Consider the following 17,619-nt stretch of genomic DNA (forward strand, 5'->3'; position numbering starts at 1 on the left):
AGGACAAAGAAAGCGAGGGCATTCCTTATGGAATACCCTCGTTTTCTTTATTATTTAAAGATGTTATCTATGTGCTAACTAAACAAATATATATTACAAATTACTGACTTAATAAACCATGATTTACTTTATTAATCTTTTTTTGTATAAATCGTAAATATATGAGGATGCTTATGGTTTATATTTTCTTTGTGGCAAATACTTTCTGATATTTCCCATTCATCTGTAATTTCCGGGAAATATGTATCAGCTTCAAATTCATCAAAAATATGAGTAATATAAAGTTTATCTGCATATGGAAGCAGTTGATTATATATGCTAGCACCACCACATATAAAAGTTTCTTCTTTAGAATTTAATAATTTTAATAATTCTTCAATAGAATTAACTACTATAGCATCTTCTAATTTTATGTCTTTTGTAGTAAGAACAATATTTCTTCTATTAGGTAATGGTCTTTTAGGTAATGACATATATGTGTTATAGCCCATTACAATTGTATGACCATCAGTTACTTTTTTAAAATATCTTAAGTCTTCAGAAATATGAGCAAGGAGTTTATTTCCATTACCTATTCCTCTATTTTTATCCATAGCTACTATTAAACTAATCATAATTATATCCCCAATTCGAATTTTAATTGTGGTTTAACAGGTTCATAATCTACCATTTCAAAGTCATCAATAGTAAAATCATAGAAATTTGTTTTACCGTCTTTAAGAATTAATTTAGGTTGTTTATTACTAGGAGTTCTTGCTATTAATTCTTTTGCTTGTTCTACATGCCTATCATAAATATGTAGATTATCAACAACGTGCATAAACACTCCAGGTTTTAAACCAACATGCCTTGCTACCATCATCATTAATGAAACATATTGAATTTTATTAACATGGCCTGCAACGCAATAATCGCTTGACAAAATATTCATATAAGCTCGCTTCTACTTATACAGTTCTCTTATGAACTTCTATATATCGCTATATAGTTTAGACTATATCATATTCTTAAAAACTTTTACCGTTTTTAAGAACCCTATCGTTTCGATTTAAAAGGTCTTATTCACTCATTGCCTTACCTCATAACATTAGGCTCTACTCTACTCACTTCTTTGAATTATATTTCTTAATTCAAATGTTTTCGATAGTCGTTTGGCATTTATGCATATTCTTATTGATTTATATAATAAAAATCTTTCCATTTTTCTTTTTTTGAATCACATCTATATTTTAGTGCATTTGAACTTTTCATATTATATTTACTTAAAGCTTCTTGCACAGTAAGTATTACCCCTTCACAATATACTTTTTTTTCTTTTGTAATGCCTATAAGATTTGAATTAAAGTTACATTCATTTTCATATATAGTATAATTATTAATATTATCATGAGTCTTATCGAAATAATAAAATTCACTGAATTTATTAGTTTTGGATTTAATTCTTGTTATTATTGCAGTAGATGTTACGTTATAAGTTTTTGCAGCTAGTCTTATACTTCTAAAATAATATCCTTCACATACTATAGGCTTCTGTTCTTCTAAACATTCTCTTCCTGTTAATACCTTACTAAGTCTAGCTTTTGTTTCTGGAGATAATGGGCCAAGTTGAATTCCCTTATTCCATGGAGTCCTACCTCTATTTATCTCACTAATCTTATTTCTTGTTTCCTCTGATAATTTCTTACCTTTATTAGCTTCACTTATTTTTTTGCTATGTTCTTCGGAAAGAGGAATTCCATATAGAGGACTATTTTTGCCCCTATTTTTAAAGTTGGGATTATTCTCTCCCTTTACTTTTTCTATACGCTCTAATCTTTCTTTTTCTGATAGGTTCGCCCAAATATTTTTGCTTGAATTCCTCATTTTCTCTACTATTTTATCTCTATTCGGATGATAAGAAATAAGATCTCCACCTGACGATTCTTTGCTTATGTTATATAGCGCTTCATCTGAATTTAGATAAGATAGCTCTAATTCACATACTTCCTTGAAATCTTTTATCTCATGTAATATTGTAAATATAAAATTTTCTTCATTATACTTATGATAACTTCTTTGCAAATAATAACAATGATGAATGCCTTTTCTTAAATCTTGAAAATGTCTTTCTTTTCCTAGGATTATTAGTTCTTCCTATATATCTTTTATTAGTTATTATATTTCTGATTTCATAAATGTAATTCATTTTTTATTAATCTCCTTTTTAAAGAAGAATAGGCATTTTAGCACAGGATTGTCTTAATATTAAGAGTTTCCCTGTTTAGATAGGTTTGCTGTATGTATTACTATATACAGGCGCTCTAATAACGCTGAGTAAGGGTCATATCTAGATATTCATCTCTAACAGACCAAACAGTAAGAAAGGCGCAAGGATTTAAACCTGGTGTTTCTTCGAAGTCTGCATATTGATATAAATCTATAATATGTCTTCTAGTATATGGCTCATTTTTTAAGCCATTTAACAATTTGTTCATCAAATCATATTTTTTTACAGTAGCACCATATCTTTGACCAATTGTTCCTGTACCATTAACTTCCCAATCGCCCCACCAAGTGATGCCCATTTCTTCTAGCACTGATAGTTCATTTGAAGCTTTTTGATATATCCATAGAATTTCCTTTATTGCTGATTTCCATGCAACTGGTCTTAGTGTAGTAACAGGGAATTCACCTTTAGATATATCGTACTTTTCTACAACTTGATTTATATATATTGTGTGTGCTGGAGTGCCATCTTTATATTTAGGCCTTACTTTATGACCTTCTGTGCTTACTCCATTTGTAAGAATATCATTTAATGTCTCTTTAAATAACTTATCTGCCTTTGATATAAAATTTGTTGTCATAGGTTCACCTCTATATCTTAATTTCACCCCATGGGATGAACAGGTATATTATATCATAAGGAAAGTTATATAAAAAATAAATTACAGCATTTAAATTACACAATATGGAAATAGGCGTATAATTATATATGGGTATTTTAAATGTGAAAATTTAAAGAGAGGTGATAAATATGGGGGATATTATGACTTGTATTTTATTAGTAATTATTGCATCGTTAATGACTTATGTTTCACAATTGAGAGAAGAAGTAATACAAATAAATAAAAAGTTAGATAAAGTAATTAAGCATTAAGGAATAGAAAATTATTCTAATATTGATGATGAACTAAGGATATTATTTTAGAAAGAAGAGGAAAAATAAAAGCTATTAAAAGATATAGAGAACATACTGGATTAGGACTTAAGGAATCAAAAGAATATAGTGATAATTTATGTGAGAAATAGATTCTGTGTAATGAAAATAAATTTATATAAAAAATAATATAGAAATTATTTAGGAACTCAAGTTTATCTTGGGTTCTTTTTGCAATTTAAAGATATAGAGATAAATACACTATAAAGTAAATAAATTTTAAATTTTACTAATAAAGGAATTAATATTATAATAATTATAAAATAAGATTGTATATATAATTAAAGGTTAAAGGTAAAAATATATTATAAATACTTATTGGTTTTTATAAGTAAATATTATGTATAATTTGAATATAATAACAAAAGACGAATGATTGTCTAAAATTTAACGAAAAATAATTACAGCATTTGTAAATTAAAATGTGAAGGTAATATTAACAAAATAAGATGCAAGTTTTTGTTGCGTGACTTGCATGTTGAAAAAATAAATATGAAGGATTCAAAATTAAAACTTTCAATCCTTCATTAATTCTCAGCTTTAGTTTATAATATAAGTAAATAATTAAATTTAAGGAATGATTTTATGGGATATACAGCTTTATATAGAGAATGGAGACCACAAAATTTTTATGATATTGTTGGTCAAGAACATATAACAACAACAGTTAAAAACCAAATATTAAATGACAGAATTGCTCATGCATATCTTTTTTGTGGAACAAGAGGAACAGGAAAAACAACAACAGCTAAAGTATTTGCTAAAGCTTTAAATTGCTTAGATTTAAAAGATGGAGAGCCATGTAATGAATGTGAAATGTGTAGAAAAATAAATGAAGGTTTAGCAATTGATGTTACTGAATTAGATGCAGCTTCTAATAATGGTGTTGATAAAATTAGAGATATTATAGATGACGTAAAGTATCCTCCTCAAGAGGCTAGATTTAAAGTTTACATAATGGATGAGGTTCATATGTTATCTACTGGTGCTGTTAATGCATTTTTAAAAACTTTAGAAGAACCTCCAAAGAACGTTATATTTATTTTAGCAACAACAGATCCGCAAAAGCTTCCAATTACTATTCTTTCAAGATGTCAAAGGTTTGATTTCAAGAGAATAAATAATAATGAAATCACAGAACGTCTTAGAAAAATAGTCAATGAGCAAAATGCCCTCGCAGATGATAAAAGCCTAAATTTAATTGCAAGAGTATCAGATGGAGCAATGAGAGATGCTTTAAGTATATTAGATCAAGCTATATCAATGGGAAATGGAGCAGTAGAGTATGATGTTCTTATAAACATGCTTGGACTTGTTACTAATGATCATTTGTTCAATCTTACTAATTCTGTAATACAAAGAAATGTAGAAAAATCTATCAATATAATAGATGAAGTTGTTTATGCTGGAAAAGATATTTATCTATTTATTAAGGATTTGATAGCTCACTATAGAAATATATTAATGGCTAAGGTTACTAATAATCCCGAAGAAGTATTAGATATGTCAGAAGAAAATATAGCATTAATAAAAGATCAAGCAAGTAAAATTAGAGCAGAAGAAGTAATGAGATATATAAGAATTCTTCAAGAAACCGAATCTAATGCAAAGATAAGCAAGCAAGCTAGGTTATATTTAGAATTAGCTGTTATTAAAATGTGTAAAATAGAATATGACACATCTAATGAAGTTATTTTAACTAGAATTAATAAGCTTGAAGAAGGATTAAAAAATGGTAGCCTTAAAGTGGTCAGTGCAGCATCTCCTAATAAAAGTGATGCCAAAAAAGAAGCTGTTACTAATAAGCCTAATAGAGAACAGCCAAAGCCTAGAAATAATGATATTGTAGCAAATGAAAACTCTAAGGTAACTATAAATGATATTCAAAGATCATGGAAGGATATTCTAGAGAGATTTAAGGCAAGAAGAGCTATGATAGTATATGCATCAATGCTTACTGGAAAGCCAGTGGAATGTAAAAATGGTGTTTTAACTATTGAATATGAGGATCAATTTAAGTTTAATAAGGATAGATTAGAAAAGCCAGAGTATAAGGCAATAATACAAGAAGTATTAGCAGAAATTTTTAGAGAAGATATAAAAATTGTTTTTGAGGTTGAAGAAACATCAAGTAGTGAAAAGTCAACTGCAGATATGCTTTTAGAAACCTTAGGATCTGATATGGTAGATATATTAGATGAATAAAATTAAGTTATAATATATGCACATAAACAAAATGAAAAATAAGAATAATAAGAATGAAAATTAATGCAAATAGTATCTTAAATGTAGTAAAATAAAGAAAAATACTATATAATAAAGAATAGATTTTTATAATAAGGAGGATGTTTTTATGGCAAGAGGAGGATTTCCAGGCGGATTTGGTGGAGGAAACATGAATAACCTAATGAAGCAAGCGCAAAAACTTCAAAAGGATATGGAGCAAATGCAAAAGGATCTTGAAACTAAAGAGTTTGAAGCTTCAGTTGGCGGTGGTGCTGTAGTTGTAAAAGCAAATGGTAAAAAGGAAGTAGTTTCAATTAACATAAAACCAGAAGTAGTTGATGCAGATGATGTTGAAATGCTAGAAGATTTAGTTCTTAGTGCAGTAAATGAAGCATTAAGAAAAGCTGATGAAGAAAGCGCAAATAAAATGGGTAAATTAACTGGTGGAATGAATATACCAGGACTTTTTTAATAATTAATAATTAATAATTTGCATTGTTCGTAGTTTGCAATTAATAATTAGAAATTCATAAATAATGTTTAATTATTTATGAATGATTTATAAATAAAATTAAAACATAAAAAGGCGAATTTATTTCGCCTTTTTATGTATTTAAATTACGGAAAGGATGATTTTATGGATTTTTATCCAGTTGCTATAGAAAAACTTATTGAAGAATTTGCCAAGCTACCAAGTGTTGGCCAAAAGACAGCTCAAAGATTAGCGTTACATGTATTGAATCTTCCAGAAGATGAAGTTAAAGAGTTTGCAGATGCCTTGGTTAAAGCAAGGGGAACAATAAAGTATTGTTCAATATGCGGTAACTTTACAGACAAGGACCCTTGTGCAATATGTTCTAATCCAAATAGAGATAAAGATGTAATTTGTGTTGTAGAGCAACCTAAAGATATAATGACTATGGAAAAGGTTAAGGAATATAATGGATCATATCATGTATTACATGGAAATTTATCACCTATGCAAGGAAGAGGACCACAAGATATAAGGATAAGAGAATTAGTTGCAAGAATGAGCGCTGATGTTAAAGAGGTCATAATAGCAACTAACCCTAATATTGAAGGTGAAGCAACAGCAATGTATATATCTAGAATTTTAAAACCATTAGATATAAAAGTAACTAGAATTGCTTCAGGAATACCTGTAGGAGGAGACTTGGAATATGCTGATGAAGTAACTCTTTCAAAGGCATTAGAAGGTAGAAAAGAGATATAAATATAATTGAAAGGTGGATGTATGAGTAAGATATTAAAATTTTTATTTAGTAGAATGGCAATTGTTGGGCTACTTATTATTGTGCAATTATCAATTCTTATTTTTGCTATATGGAAGCTTTCTGAATCCTTCGTATATCTATATGTATTATTATTTCTAATAAGTATATTTGCAGTTATTTATATTGTTAGTACTAAGGATAATCCCTCTTACAAACTAGCGTGGACTATACCTGTACTTTTAGTTCCTGTTTTTGGTGGGCTATTTTATTTGCTTTTTGGATTAAGAAAAACTACTAAGAAATTTAGAGCCAGAATAACTAATATACACAACGAAACAGCTAAATTATTGATTCAAGATAAGGATATACTCAGTGAAATTGAAAAAGAAGATAAGGGAATTGCAAACCAAGTAAAATATTTAAATAAGTATGCAGCAAGTCCTATTTATAAAAATACTACTACAAAATATTTATCACCTGGAGAAGAGTTTTTTGAAAAGCTAAAAGAAGAATTAAAAAAAGCAAAGCATTATATCTTTATGGAATATTTTATAATCCAAGAAGGTGTGATGTGGGATAGTATTTTGGAAATACTAGAAGATAAGGTAAAAGAAGGCGTAGATGTAAGGTTAATATATGATGATATGGGATGCCTAAGAACACTTCCTTATAAGTATGACGAGAGGTTAAGGCAAAAGGGAATAAAGTGTTTAGTATTTAATCCATTTGTGCCATTTCTATCAGTTATAATGAATAACAGAGATCACAGAAAAATTACAATAATTGATGGTCATACTGCATTTACAGGAGGCATTAACTTAGCTGATGAATATATAAACGAAATAGTTAGATTTGGCCATTGGAAGGATTCTTCAATTATGATAAGAGGAGAAGCTGTCTGGAATTTAACTATGATGTTCCTTCAATCATGGCAATTTAATTGTGGTCAAAAAGAAGACTATGAAAAATATAAGCCATATGTGAATTATGATAAAGAGTTCGAAGGGGATGGATATGTTCAACCTTATGGTGATAGTCCTCTTGATGATGAAACTGTAGGGGAAAATGTATACTTAAATATTATAAATAAAGCAAAAGAATATGTTTATATAAATACGCCATATTTAATAGTAGATAATGAATTAGTAACTGCTTTAACTTTGGCAGCCAAAAGTGGTGTAGAAGTTATAATAGTTACTCCACATATAGAAGATAAGTGGTATGTTCATATGGTAACAAGAGCATATTATGCTCAGCTTATAGAAGCAGGAGTAAAGATATATGAGTATACTCCTGGATTTATACATTCTAAGACATTTGTATCTGATGATGAAATAGGTGTTATAGGAACTATAAATATGGATTACAGAAGCCTTTATTTACATTTTGAATGTGGAGTTTTACTTTATAAGACAAAATCATTAATGGAAATTAAGAATGACTTCCTAGAAACTTTGAAGGTTTGCCAGTTGATAACAATAGAGGATTGCCATAGAATCAAATGGTCAAATAAATTTATAACAGCAATATTAAGAGTTTTTGCACCGTTAATGTAAGAAAAGTTAATAAATCTCGAATAATTTTGTTAAAAATTGGATAATATTTTAATATATAAATTATTTGGGAGGATAGAAAATGGATAAGAAAACCATTCTAGATTTATTGATGCAAAATGCGGAGAAAAATAAGATACAATACAGTGAGGATGACTTAGAGTTATTGAGTGCAATAAAAGATGCTATAACAGAAATGGAAGTAGCAAGATCATTATTTAATTCAGTAAGCGATCCTCAATTAATTGAACTAGCAATTCATGCAGAAGATGTAGCTAAAACTAGATATGATTATTTAATATCTATGGCTAAAAGAAGAGAATTAAGAAAAATAAACTAATATATAGGTATGCAATATATTAATATTATTGTTAAATAATACATAATATTAATCGGAGGGGATTTATATGGATTTAAATATGATTTTATATGGATTAATAGGACTAGTTCTATTGTATTTATTAATAAAATTTTTAAAATGGCCATTAAAAATTTTAATAAATGGTATTATAGGAATAGTTTTATTATACCTAACAAATATTTTAGGTTCTTACTTCGGGTTTTCAATAGGAATAAATGCAATAACAGCATTAATAGCAGGATTCTTAGGAGTTCCTGGTGTTATATTTTTAGTAATATTTCAACTGTTTTTATAAATCTTTATAAAAATGAAAGAGATTCAGTTTTAATTGAATCTCTTTTATTTTAATGAGAGAGGGAACTTATAGTTCCCAAAAGTTTATATAGATGGGAGTTAGAAGTTTTTTCAGTCTATTATGAGTGAAAAGCCTCTTATGAGATCAGTATATGTAGATTGTAAAAAATGGTTACTATAATTTATAAATGAAAGAGTATCATTTTTCATTATTTTAATTTACAAAACATTACTAAGTTTATATATTGACTCATGTGATAAAATAAATATAAATTAAATTTAAGGGGGAACATTATTATGCCAGCAGGTAATGGAATAAATTGCAACTATTGTCCAGAGTATAAAAAAAGTTGTAATGGTGATGATAAAGGGTGTCTATGTTATAAGTGTCCTAGGCATTTGGGACAATGTATGTGTGTAAAGTATTGCAGAGAAACAGAGTCTATTCTAACGTTTGATGAACATTATGAAAGGATTGATTAGATGAAGGAAAAAGGAAAGAAGTTTATAAGTGAATTTAAAGACTTTGCAATGAAAGGAAATGTGTTAGATCTAGCAATTGGGGTAATTATAGGGGGAGCTTTTAATAAAATAGTTTCATCCTTAGTTAAGGACATTATAATGCCACCAATAGGAGTTTTAACAGGTGGAGTTAATTTCTCGGATCTTTCATATGTATTAAAACCAGCAGTAGAAGGTGTAAGTGATGCAGTCACATTAAATTATGGGTTATTTATTCAAAACATAGTTGATTTTTTAATCATAGCACTGTCTATATTTATATTTATAAAAATAGTTAATAAATTAAATGGTAAAAAAGAAGAGGAAGCCAAAAAGGAAGAAGAAAAGAAAAAGTTAACAGTAGAACAAGAACTGTTAACAGAAATAAGAAATTTATTAAAGAATCAGCTAGAGGCTTCTGAAGAATAGTTAGTACATAGTATAAATAATAGATATAAATATATTTAGGATTAAAGGCTACAGCTTTTTTATAATATAAAAGGAGCTGTAGCTTTATTTTATATTTAAATTAGTATTCAAACATAGTACAAGAGCATAAGATGATAATAGAAATTATTATTTTAGTAATAAAACGATACTTTTAATAATATTATATTGAAAGAATCGAAAAAAGGTTGTTAAATGTGTAAAAAAGTAGTAAAATTAACAATAATTAAATAAGCAATAAAAATGAAGATTATATGGGGGAGAGGTACGATGCATAAAAAACTATTTATTCCTGGACCAGTTGAGGTAAGACCAGATGTTTTAGAACAGATGGCAAATCCTATGATTGGGCATAGAAGCAAAGAGGCTTCAGAACTTCAAAGAAGGATTAGCAACAACTTAAGAAAGTTATTTTTTACAGAAAGTGAAATATTACTTTCAACTACATCAGGTAGTGGACTTATGGAAGGTGCTATAAGATCCTGTACAGCAAAAAGAGCTGCTGTATTTTCCGTTGGGGCATTCGGAAAGAGATGGTATGAGATGGCAATTTCAAATAACGTTCCTGCTGACTTATTTGAAGTAGAAATGGGAAATGCTATTAAGCCTGAAATGGTTGATGAAGCATTGGCAACAGGTAAGTATGATTTAGTAGCAGTTACTCATAATGAGACATCTACTGGAGTAATGAATCCAATTGAAAAGATTGGAGAAGTTATAAAAAGATATCCAGATGTTGTTTTTATAGTAGATACAGTAAGTTCTGCTGCAGGAACAAAGATAGAGGTTGATAAATGGGGAATAGACATTTGTTTAACTTCAACACAAAAAGCAATAGGATTGCCACCAGGCATGGCAATATGTACTTTTTCAAATAAAGCAAAGGAAAGAGCAGAAAAGGTACCTAATAGGGGATTTTATCTAGATTTATTATCTTTATATAAATATATTCAAAAGAAGGATTATCAATATCCTTCAACACCATCAATATCTCATATGTATGCGCTAGATTATCAACTAGACTATATACTAAACAAAGAAGGTCTAGAAAATAGATTTGCAAGACATATAGAAATGGCTAAAGTTGTTAGAGCATGGGCAAGAAAATATTTTGAGATTTTCCCAGATGAAAACTATTTGTCTAATACTTTAACAACAGTTAAAAATAATAGGGGAATAGATGTGTCTGCATTAAATAAGGAACTAGGAAAGAGAGGATTCCAAATATCAAATGGATATGGAAGCCTAAAAGATAAGACATTTAGAATAGCTCACATGGCGGATTGCCAAATGGAAGATGTAAATGAGCTTTTAAGTAATATAAATGATATTTTAGGTTTAGAGTAATAATAAATTGCAGAGCAATTTACTAATGAAAAATTGAAAAGTGAAAGAATTGGGGTTGCTTTGCTATGCAAAGCTTAAGGGATATAGGGGCGAATCACTTTATATTCAAAAATCCTTAAAGGATTTTATCTTAACTTGTTCATTCTTTCATTTTTTCACTTTTTCACTATTAAATAGGGGGCGTAGAAATGTATAAAATATTAGTAAGTGATGGTTTGCAAGAAAATGCAATTAATAAATTATTAGAATTAGGATTTCAGGTTGTGGATGAACATTATGATAAAGAATTTTTAGGAGAGAAACTTAAAGAGTTTGATGCTTTAGTAGTAAGATCTGCAACAAAAGTAACTAAGGATGTATTAGAACAAGCTGCAGGTGGGAAATTAAAACTTATAATAAGAGCTGGGGTTGGGATAGATAATATAGATCTAAACACAGCTTATGAAAAGGGAATAACAGTTAAAAATACTCCAAATGCAAGTTCAGATTCAGTTGCTGAGTTAGCGTTAGCTCACATGTTTGCAGTAGCAAGATTTGTTGGAACTTCAAATTACACTATGAGAAATGGTGAATGGAATAAGAAGAAATATGAAGGAATTGAGCTTGGAGGAAAAACATTAGGAATAATAGGGATGGGAAGAATAGGTAAATCACTTGCTAACAAAGCAAAAGCATTAGGAATGAATATAGTATATAATGATGTATTTGGCAAGCAAGATGATATAAATTATGAATTTCTAGAGTTAAATGACTTACTTAAAAAATCAGATTTTATTTCATTACATGTTCCTTATGATAAAGAAAATGGATCTTTAATTAAAAAAGAAGAGTTAGATATTATGAAAGATGGAGCTTATATAATAAATTGTGCAAGAGGAAAAGTTGTAGATGAAAAAGCTCTATTAGAGGCATTAGATAGCGGAAAAATTGCAGGAGCAGGGATAGACGTATTTGCAGTAGAACCAAATACAAATGAAGCATTAGTTAATCATCCAAGAGTTAGCTGTACTCCACATATTGGTGCATCAACAATAGAAGCACAAGAAAGAATTGGAGAAGAGGTAGTCTCAGTTATAAGGGATTTTTTTAACTAGGCTATAGAATTTAGGAGGAATTTTAATGGCAGTAATGAGGCCTTTTATGGGTATAAGACCTATAAGAGAATTAGCAGATAAAATAGCAGCACTTCCTTATGATGTAATGGATAGTGATGAAGCTAGAGAAATGGTAAAAGATAATCCATATTCATTCTTGCATGTAGATAAGGCAGAAGTTGATTTGCCAAGTGATATAGATGTATATGATGATAGGGTTTATGAAAAAGCAAAAGAAAATTTAGATGAAATGATTGAAAAGGGATATTATATAGAAGATAAAAAGCCTAACTTTTATATTTATAGGCAAGTTATGAATGGAAGAAGTCAAGTTGGTCTTGTTGGCTGTGCTTCAATAGATGATTATACTAATAATATAATTAAGAAGCATGAGTTAACACGAGAAGATAAGGAAATAGATAGAATTAATCATGTTTATAAATGCGAGGCACATACAGGTCCTATTTTCTTAACTTATAGAGAAAATAAAAATATTTCAAATATAATAAACGAATGGGTGAAAAAAGCACCTATTTATGATTTTAAATCAGAAGATGGAATATCACATACTGTATGGATTATAGATGATGAAAGTACAGTAAATAAAATAAGTGAATTATTTAAATCAGTAAAATACTTATATATTGCTGATGGACATCATAGATCAGCATCAGCAGTAAAAGTTGGGCATATAAAGAGGGCAGAAACAGAAAATTATACTGGAGAGGAAGAATTTAATTATTTCCTATCAATTTCCTATCCAGATAGCGAGTTAGAGGTATTGGATTATAATAGAACTGTTAAAGACTTAAATGGACTTTCAAAAGAAGAGTTTTTAAATAAGATAAGTGAAAAGTTTATAGTTACTAAAAGTAATGAACAAGTTAAACCGAAAGAAAAACATACTTTTGGAATGTATCTAGAAAAACAATGGTATTTACTTGAAGCTAGGAATGGAATATTTAATCCAAATGACCCAGTAGATCGATTAGATGTATCAATACTTCAAAATAATCTTTTAAAACCAATACTAGGAATAGATGATCCAAGGAAGTCTAAGAGAATTAAGTTTGTTGGAGGTATTAGAGGGTTAAAAGAACTTGAAAGAAGAGCTGATACAGATATGAAAGTTAGTTTTTCTATGTATCCCACAACTACTGATGATATTATGGATATAGCAGATAGCGGAAAAATAATGCCGCCAAAATCAACATGGTTTGAGCCAAAACCTAGAAGTGGACTTTTTATTCATAAGTTCTAGGAGCTACTAAAATGAAATGGTGAGAAAATAATAAAAGGTTATTGTTTTAAATTAAGAAATTAGTTAAAGAATAAGATAAAAGAGTTATTAGAATTAGATGGCATAAAGTACTAAAATAGATAATGCCTAAACTTATAACTCTTTTTTTATTTATGCTGAAATATAAAAATATAATCATATAAATCCTTTATAATCATCTGAGATTTTAAAAGTAGATTTATTTTGTGCTTTCATGGCATATAAAGTTTATGATGATTTTAGAGAAGTATGGAGTAATTAAATTTGAATATCTTTATTTTTATATGATTTATACTTAAATAAATAATTTTAAAATATATTATACTTCGCTAATAACTTCCATAAATTTACGGGGGTGGTAGTAGGTTGTTTATATAATGTATAACTATATAAAGTAATACATTAAATATTATCTAGAGAGAATTCTATAAATAATGAATTATTATTCTCATATTTGGAATAATAATAATGTTATTTAGTTGAAGGGATGTGTTTAAATTATGTCAGTAAAAAATGCAATGACAGTAGATTTTTTAAGTTCAGCATATGGTGGAGAAAGTATGGCTCATATGCGTTATACTATTTGGGGGGATTCAGCTGAGAAGGATGGTTATCCAAATATAGCAAGACTTTTTAGAGGAATTGCCTATGCAGAATGGTGCCATGCTAAGAATCATTTTAATGTATTAAATGAACAAGTTGGAGATAAAACAGTTGCTGCTGGAGCTGTATTTGGCCATACAAATATAGTTGAAAACCTACAAGGTGCAATCGATGGTGAATTACATGAAATAGATCAAATGTATCCTGTTTATTTAGAAACAGCAAAGTTTCAAAATGAAACTGATGCTCAAAGATCTTTTCATTATGCTTTAGAAGCAGAAAAAATCCACGCGAAGATGTTTAAAGATGCTCAAGATATGGCTAAGCAACAAAAAGATATAAGCGATGAAACTATCTATGTATGTCCGGTTTGTGGATTCACTGAAATTGGAGATAATGTAGAAAACTGCCCAGTTTGTGGTGCAAAAAAAGATATATTCAAATCTTTCTAATATAAAAATTATTTTAAATAAATATATAGTAAATAGAAACATATGCATCTTATTTGTATATGTTTTTATTTATATATCTATTTATATATGGATGGGTTATAAAAGACTTATTCTATTATCAATTTTTTATTATTAGGTTGTTTTTCATAATAAGTAAAATTGTGACTCTAATCACATAAAATACAATGAAATTGATTTATAATTTAGCTAAGTTAAAAATATATGAAATTAAAGATAGGAGTTACGTATATGAATATAGATAATCTAGAAAGACAACATTTAGAGATAAATAAATTATTTAAAAAAATTAATAGTACTTTGAATTTAAGAAATATTGAAGATAGTTTAGATGAATTAGTTTGGGATATAAATACACTTGCTGGAAAACTAAATATTCATATGAAAACAGAGGACAAGTTTTTATATCCAGAATTAATCAACAGTAATGATAGTAATTTAAGAAATATATCTAAGGAATATAGTGATGAAATGGGAAATATTCATGTAATATTTACGGAGTTCAAAAATCAATTTAATACTAAAAATAAGATATTAAATGATAAAGATAAGTTTTTAATAGAAAGTAAAAAGGTATTAAGACTATTAGAAAATAGAATAGATAAAGAAGATAAGAACTTATATCCAAAGCTTAAGAATTTAAAAAAATAAGGACTTGAATACTATGGGTTTATTATGTAATCTTATATATATGCAAATAATTACATTTTAATAAATAAGATTTAAAGAAAATATAGTATAAGGAGCATATTATGACAGATTCATTAATTAATTGGTTTACTAACACATTAAGTTTTATGCCGAAGGAAGCTGTAGCATTTATAATATCAATGGTACCAATTTTGGAGTTAAGAGGTGGTTTAGTTGCAGCTTCATTATTAGGGATAGGAGTATTTAAGGCTATAGTTTTATGTGTTATAGGAAATGTAGTTCCTATACCATTTATTCTATTCTTCATTACACCAGTATTTAATTGGATGAAAAAGACTAAGTTATTTAGACCTTTAGTTGAAAAATTAGAAGAAAAATCAATGTCGAAAAGCGATCAGATTCAAAAGTATGAATTTTGGGGGCTTGCATTATTTGTAGGAATACCTCTACCAGGAACTGGTGCGTGGACGGGCGCACTAATAGCAGCATTATTAGGAATTGATATTAAAAAAGCATCTCTATCAATTTTTATAGGAATAATGATAGCAACAATAATAATGACTTTTATATCCTATGGAATTCCATTTGCTATTAGAGCAATGGCTTAAACATAATGAATAAATAATTATAATCACAAATAAGATATTAACTTACATAACATAAATATAGTAAGTTAATATTTTTTTTATGGCATTAAGATTTGTTTTAATATAAAAATCATAAAATATATTAAAATTTACTAGATGAGTTAAAAATAAAAAAATATATAAAATATAGTAATAATAGTAATATAATATAATAAATGTAATTTATTGGTGGGGGGGGACAAATCGATGAAAATACAAAAAAGTATTCAAAATAAGTATACAAAATATATATTAGGTATATTTGCTATCTTATCAATTGGAATAATATCTTATATACTATTCAAATATCCTCAGATGGGAGTAGCAGATCAAGGAGATTTTGATAGAGTTATGAGTTCTTCAGGATTATCACTTCTAGATTCGGATAAAGGAAATCCTGATTTTAAAAGATTCTATCAGTATATAGTTACTGATTATAAGATAAATATAAATGCCAATACCATATTAGTGGGGATAGTTAGTTCTAGTTTGGGGTATCTAATTATTTTTATAAATTTTATTTGTAAGATAGTAGGACAAGGAGTTTTTAGAACTCAGTATCTTGCAATTGCATATGCAATAATTTATATATCCTCAATAGCACTTATATTAAAGAATTTTAATATAAAAAGTAACTTTAAGTTGAGTATTATGGCTTTATTAAGTGCTTTTGTCTTCATGGATGGAAATTATATAGTTTGGTTTAATAGTTTATATGGGGAGCCAATGATGCTAAGTACATTATTGTTATTTTTAGCAGCATTTTTATACTATATTAGATGTAAGTATAGTGAAAAGGATGATAAAAAAATAGGATTTAAAATCTTTCTTTTATATATTTCAGCATTTATGTTCTTAGGATCTAAGATGCAAGTATTAACTACATTACCATTTATAATAATTCTTTTAGCTAAAGTACTTTGGGATAATAGAAAAGTTTTAGAACCTAAAAAATTAAAATGGTTAATGGTGTTTTTAATTATAATAATAATCTATCCAATTCAAATAAATATTGTAAATAAAAATATTAGTAAGGATACTCAGTATAATTCTGTTTTTTATGGAGTTCTTAATGGATCAAAAACTCCACAGCAAGATTTAATTGATTTAGGACTTAATCCAGATATGGCTTGTGAGGCAGGAAAACATGCTTATTTAGATGCTAGTGAATATGTAAAATATGTTCCTAGAACTCCAATTACTGAAGAAGAGTTTTATAGTAAGATAAGTAACGGGAAACTAGCCAAATTCTATTTAACTCACCCAAAAAGATTGATAGAAGGAATGGAGTATACTGCTGGGAAGGCCTTTTTTACAAGTACATCTTTAGGAAAAGGATATAGATATGACAGCGAAGAACCAATTGTAAAACTTAATAGATTTACAACTTGGTCTGATTTTAGAGAAGATAAGTTACCAAAAAAATTATGGTTTATAATAAGTGTTTTTATAGCTATATTTATAGTGTCAATAATTAATTTCTTAAGAAATAAGTCTAATGAAGAGATAAAAAATAAGATAGTACTATTATGGGGATTAATGTTAATAGGAGCAATACAATTTCCTATGCCCTATGTAGGTAATGGGCAGGCAGATACTGCAAAACAATTGTATTTGTTTAACTTTGTATTTGATGTTCTATTGTTTATATGCCTAGTTTATATTTTATTTAAGCTCATGGATTTTATTAAGAAGAAAGTATTTTTAAACAATAGGATTGGAGCAAATTAAAT

20 protein-coding genes are annotated in these 17,619 nt (G+C 28.0%); 15 read left to right on the forward strand and 5 right to left on the reverse strand.

Annotated elements, in window-relative coordinates; all coding sequences use genetic code 11:
- Positions 1-131 precede the first annotated feature (131 nt).
- From I2E83_RS15615 to I2E83_RS15635, 5 genes are all read right to left on the reverse strand, one after another.
- Positions 132-614, reverse strand: a complete 483-nt coding sequence (locus I2E83_RS15615; RefSeq protein WP_195266085.1) for a dihydrofolate reductase — start codon at positions 612-614, stop codon at positions 132-134.
- 2 nt (positions 615-616) lie between these two features.
- Positions 617-931, reverse strand: coding sequence for a thymidylate synthase (locus I2E83_RS15620; RefSeq protein ID WP_243242188.1), 315 nt, complete (start codon positions 929-931; stop codon positions 617-619).
- 239 nt (positions 932-1,170) lie between these two features.
- Complete coding sequence (locus tag I2E83_RS15625; protein ID WP_195266087.1) at positions 1,171-2,061, reverse strand: NUMOD3 domain-containing DNA-binding protein; 891 nt, start codon at positions 2,059-2,061, stop codon at positions 1,171-1,173.
- The gene (locus I2E83_RS15630) at positions 2,042-2,185 is read right to left on the reverse strand and encodes a GIY-YIG nuclease family protein (RefSeq protein WP_195266089.1); all 144 of its coding nucleotides are present in this window, start codon (positions 2,183-2,185) and stop codon (positions 2,042-2,044) included. Before I2E83_RS15630 ends, I2E83_RS15625 begins: the two co-directional genes overlap by 20 nt.
- A gap of 115 nt (positions 2,186-2,300) precedes the next feature.
- Positions 2,301-2,846, reverse strand: a complete 546-nt coding sequence (locus tag I2E83_RS15635; protein ID WP_243242189.1) for a thymidylate synthase — start codon at positions 2,844-2,846, stop codon at positions 2,301-2,303.
- Between the two features lie 938 nt (positions 2,847-3,784).
- Between I2E83_RS15635 and dnaX the strand changes: the two genes are divergently transcribed.
- The 15 genes from dnaX to I2E83_RS15715 all read left to right on the forward strand — a co-directional run bounded on the left by dnaX (position 3,785) and on the right by I2E83_RS15715 (position 17,617).
- Entirely contained in the window at positions 3,785-5,404 is a 1,620-nt protein-coding gene (gene dnaX, locus I2E83_RS15645; RefSeq protein ID WP_195266698.1) for a DNA polymerase III subunit gamma/tau, read from the forward strand.
- A 148-nt stretch (positions 5,405-5,552) separates the two neighbouring features.
- Entirely contained in the window at positions 5,553-5,897 is a 345-nt protein-coding gene (locus I2E83_RS15650) for a YbaB/EbfC family nucleoid-associated protein (protein ID WP_195266700.1), read from the forward strand.
- A 165-nt stretch (positions 5,898-6,062) separates the two neighbouring features.
- Positions 6,063-6,659 (forward strand): recombination mediator RecR, encoded by a 597-nt coding sequence (recR, locus tag I2E83_RS15655; protein WP_195266702.1) that lies wholly within the window; start codon positions 6,063-6,065, stop codon positions 6,657-6,659.
- A gap of 21 nt (positions 6,660-6,680) precedes the next feature.
- Positions 6,681-8,216 carry a cardiolipin synthase gene (cls, locus tag I2E83_RS15660; protein WP_195266704.1) on the forward strand — a complete coding sequence of 512 codons (1,536 nt, stop codon included), beginning with the start codon at positions 6,681-6,683 and terminating at the stop codon, positions 8,214-8,216.
- 79 nt (positions 8,217-8,295) lie between these two features.
- Entirely contained in the window at positions 8,296-8,553 is a 258-nt protein-coding gene (locus I2E83_RS15665) for a DUF2508 family protein (RefSeq protein WP_195266706.1), read from the forward strand.
- A 67-nt stretch (positions 8,554-8,620) separates the two neighbouring features.
- The gene (locus I2E83_RS15670; RefSeq protein ID WP_195266708.1) at positions 8,621-8,869 is read left to right on the forward strand and encodes a pro-sigmaK processing inhibitor BofA family protein; all 249 of its coding nucleotides are present in this window, start codon (positions 8,621-8,623) and stop codon (positions 8,867-8,869) included.
- 296 nt (positions 8,870-9,165) lie between these two features.
- Positions 9,166-9,351: a hypothetical protein gene (locus I2E83_RS15675; RefSeq protein ID WP_195266709.1), complete on the forward strand. Its 186-nt coding sequence runs from the start codon at positions 9,166-9,168 to the stop codon at positions 9,349-9,351.
- Positions 9,352-9,798, forward strand: coding sequence for a large-conductance mechanosensitive channel protein MscL (gene mscL / locus I2E83_RS15680; protein WP_195430791.1), 447 nt, complete (start codon positions 9,352-9,354; stop codon positions 9,796-9,798).
- Between the two features lie 288 nt (positions 9,799-10,086).
- Positions 10,087-11,163 carry an alanine--glyoxylate aminotransferase family protein gene (locus I2E83_RS15685; RefSeq protein WP_195266713.1) on the forward strand — a complete coding sequence of 359 codons (1,077 nt, stop codon included), beginning with the start codon at positions 10,087-10,089 and terminating at the stop codon, positions 11,161-11,163.
- A gap of 188 nt (positions 11,164-11,351) precedes the next feature.
- Positions 11,352-12,257 carry a D-2-hydroxyacid dehydrogenase gene (locus I2E83_RS15690; protein ID WP_195266715.1) on the forward strand — a complete coding sequence of 302 codons (906 nt, stop codon included), beginning with the start codon at positions 11,352-11,354 and terminating at the stop codon, positions 12,255-12,257.
- A gap of 25 nt (positions 12,258-12,282) precedes the next feature.
- Positions 12,283-13,518, forward strand: coding sequence for a DUF1015 family protein (locus I2E83_RS15695; RefSeq protein ID WP_195266717.1), 1,236 nt, complete (start codon positions 12,283-12,285; stop codon positions 13,516-13,518).
- Positions 13,519-14,036: 518 nt separating this feature from the next.
- A complete protein-coding gene (locus tag I2E83_RS15700; protein WP_195266719.1) occupies positions 14,037-14,591 on the forward strand; it encodes a rubrerythrin family protein in 555 nt (184 codons plus the stop codon).
- Positions 14,592-14,840: 249 nt separating this feature from the next.
- Positions 14,841-15,260, forward strand: a complete 420-nt coding sequence (locus I2E83_RS15705) for a hemerythrin domain-containing protein (RefSeq protein WP_195266721.1) — start codon at positions 14,841-14,843, stop codon at positions 15,258-15,260.
- 101 nt (positions 15,261-15,361) lie between these two features.
- A complete protein-coding gene (locus I2E83_RS15710; protein WP_195266722.1) occupies positions 15,362-15,868 on the forward strand; it encodes a small multi-drug export protein in 507 nt (168 codons plus the stop codon).
- A 225-nt stretch (positions 15,869-16,093) separates the two neighbouring features.
- Positions 16,094-17,617, forward strand: coding sequence for a hypothetical protein (locus I2E83_RS15715; protein WP_195266723.1), 1,524 nt, complete (start codon positions 16,094-16,096; stop codon positions 17,615-17,617).
- Positions 17,618-17,619: the final 2 nt, after the last annotated feature.

It is taken from the genome of Clostridium sp. D46t1_190503_E9 (genome assembly GCF_015555225.1).
Classification (GTDB): domain Bacteria; phylum Bacillota; class Clostridia; order Clostridiales; family Clostridiaceae; genus Clostridium.

What these genes read in the sequence shown, in the direction of transcription:
- I2E83_RS15670 (WP_195266708.1), top strand. Translation starts at nt 8,621, where the DNA reads ATGGATTTAAATATGATTTTATATGGATTAATAGGACTAGTTCTATTG.
- I2E83_RS15675 (WP_195266709.1), top strand. Translation starts at nt 9,166, where the DNA reads ATGCCAGCAGGTAATGGAATAAATTGCAACTATTGTCCAGAGTATAAA.
- I2E83_RS15685 (WP_195266713.1), top strand. Translation starts at nt 10,087, where the DNA reads ATGCATAAAAAACTATTTATTCCTGGACCAGTTGAGGTAAGACCAGAT.
- I2E83_RS15630 (WP_195266089.1), bottom strand. Translation starts at nt 2,185, where the DNA reads ATGAATTACATTTATGAAATCAGAAATATAATAACTAATAAAAGATAT.
- I2E83_RS15650 (WP_195266700.1), top strand. Translation starts at nt 5,553, where the DNA reads ATGGCAAGAGGAGGATTTCCAGGCGGATTTGGTGGAGGAAACATGAAT.
- I2E83_RS15690 (WP_195266715.1), top strand. Translation starts at nt 11,352, where the DNA reads ATGTATAAAATATTAGTAAGTGATGGTTTGCAAGAAAATGCAATTAAT.
- I2E83_RS15620 (WP_243242188.1), bottom strand. Translation starts at nt 931, where the DNA reads ATGAATATTTTGTCAAGCGATTATTGCGTTGCAGGCCATGTTAATAAA.
- dnaX (WP_195266698.1), top strand. Translation starts at nt 3,785, where the DNA reads ATGGGATATACAGCTTTATATAGAGAATGGAGACCACAAAATTTTTAT.
- I2E83_RS15715 (WP_195266723.1), top strand. Translation starts at nt 16,094, where the DNA reads ATGAAAATACAAAAAAGTATTCAAAATAAGTATACAAAATATATATTA.
- I2E83_RS15695 (WP_195266717.1), top strand. Translation starts at nt 12,283, where the DNA reads ATGGCAGTAATGAGGCCTTTTATGGGTATAAGACCTATAAGAGAATTA.
- I2E83_RS15710 (WP_195266722.1), top strand. Translation starts at nt 15,362, where the DNA reads ATGACAGATTCATTAATTAATTGGTTTACTAACACATTAAGTTTTATG.
- I2E83_RS15665 (WP_195266706.1), top strand. Translation starts at nt 8,296, where the DNA reads ATGGATAAGAAAACCATTCTAGATTTATTGATGCAAAATGCGGAGAAA.
- recR (WP_195266702.1), top strand. Translation starts at nt 6,063, where the DNA reads ATGGATTTTTATCCAGTTGCTATAGAAAAACTTATTGAAGAATTTGCC.
- I2E83_RS15700 (WP_195266719.1), top strand. Translation starts at nt 14,037, where the DNA reads ATGTCAGTAAAAAATGCAATGACAGTAGATTTTTTAAGTTCAGCATAT.
- cls (WP_195266704.1), top strand. Translation starts at nt 6,681, where the DNA reads ATGAGTAAGATATTAAAATTTTTATTTAGTAGAATGGCAATTGTTGGG.
- mscL (WP_195430791.1), top strand. Translation starts at nt 9,352, where the DNA reads ATGAAGGAAAAAGGAAAGAAGTTTATAAGTGAATTTAAAGACTTTGCA.
- I2E83_RS15705 (WP_195266721.1), top strand. Translation starts at nt 14,841, where the DNA reads ATGAATATAGATAATCTAGAAAGACAACATTTAGAGATAAATAAATTA.
- I2E83_RS15635 (WP_243242189.1), bottom strand. Translation starts at nt 2,846, where the DNA reads ATGACAACAAATTTTATATCAAAGGCAGATAAGTTATTTAAAGAGACA.
- I2E83_RS15615 (WP_195266085.1), bottom strand. Translation starts at nt 614, where the DNA reads ATGATTAGTTTAATAGTAGCTATGGATAAAAATAGAGGAATAGGTAAT.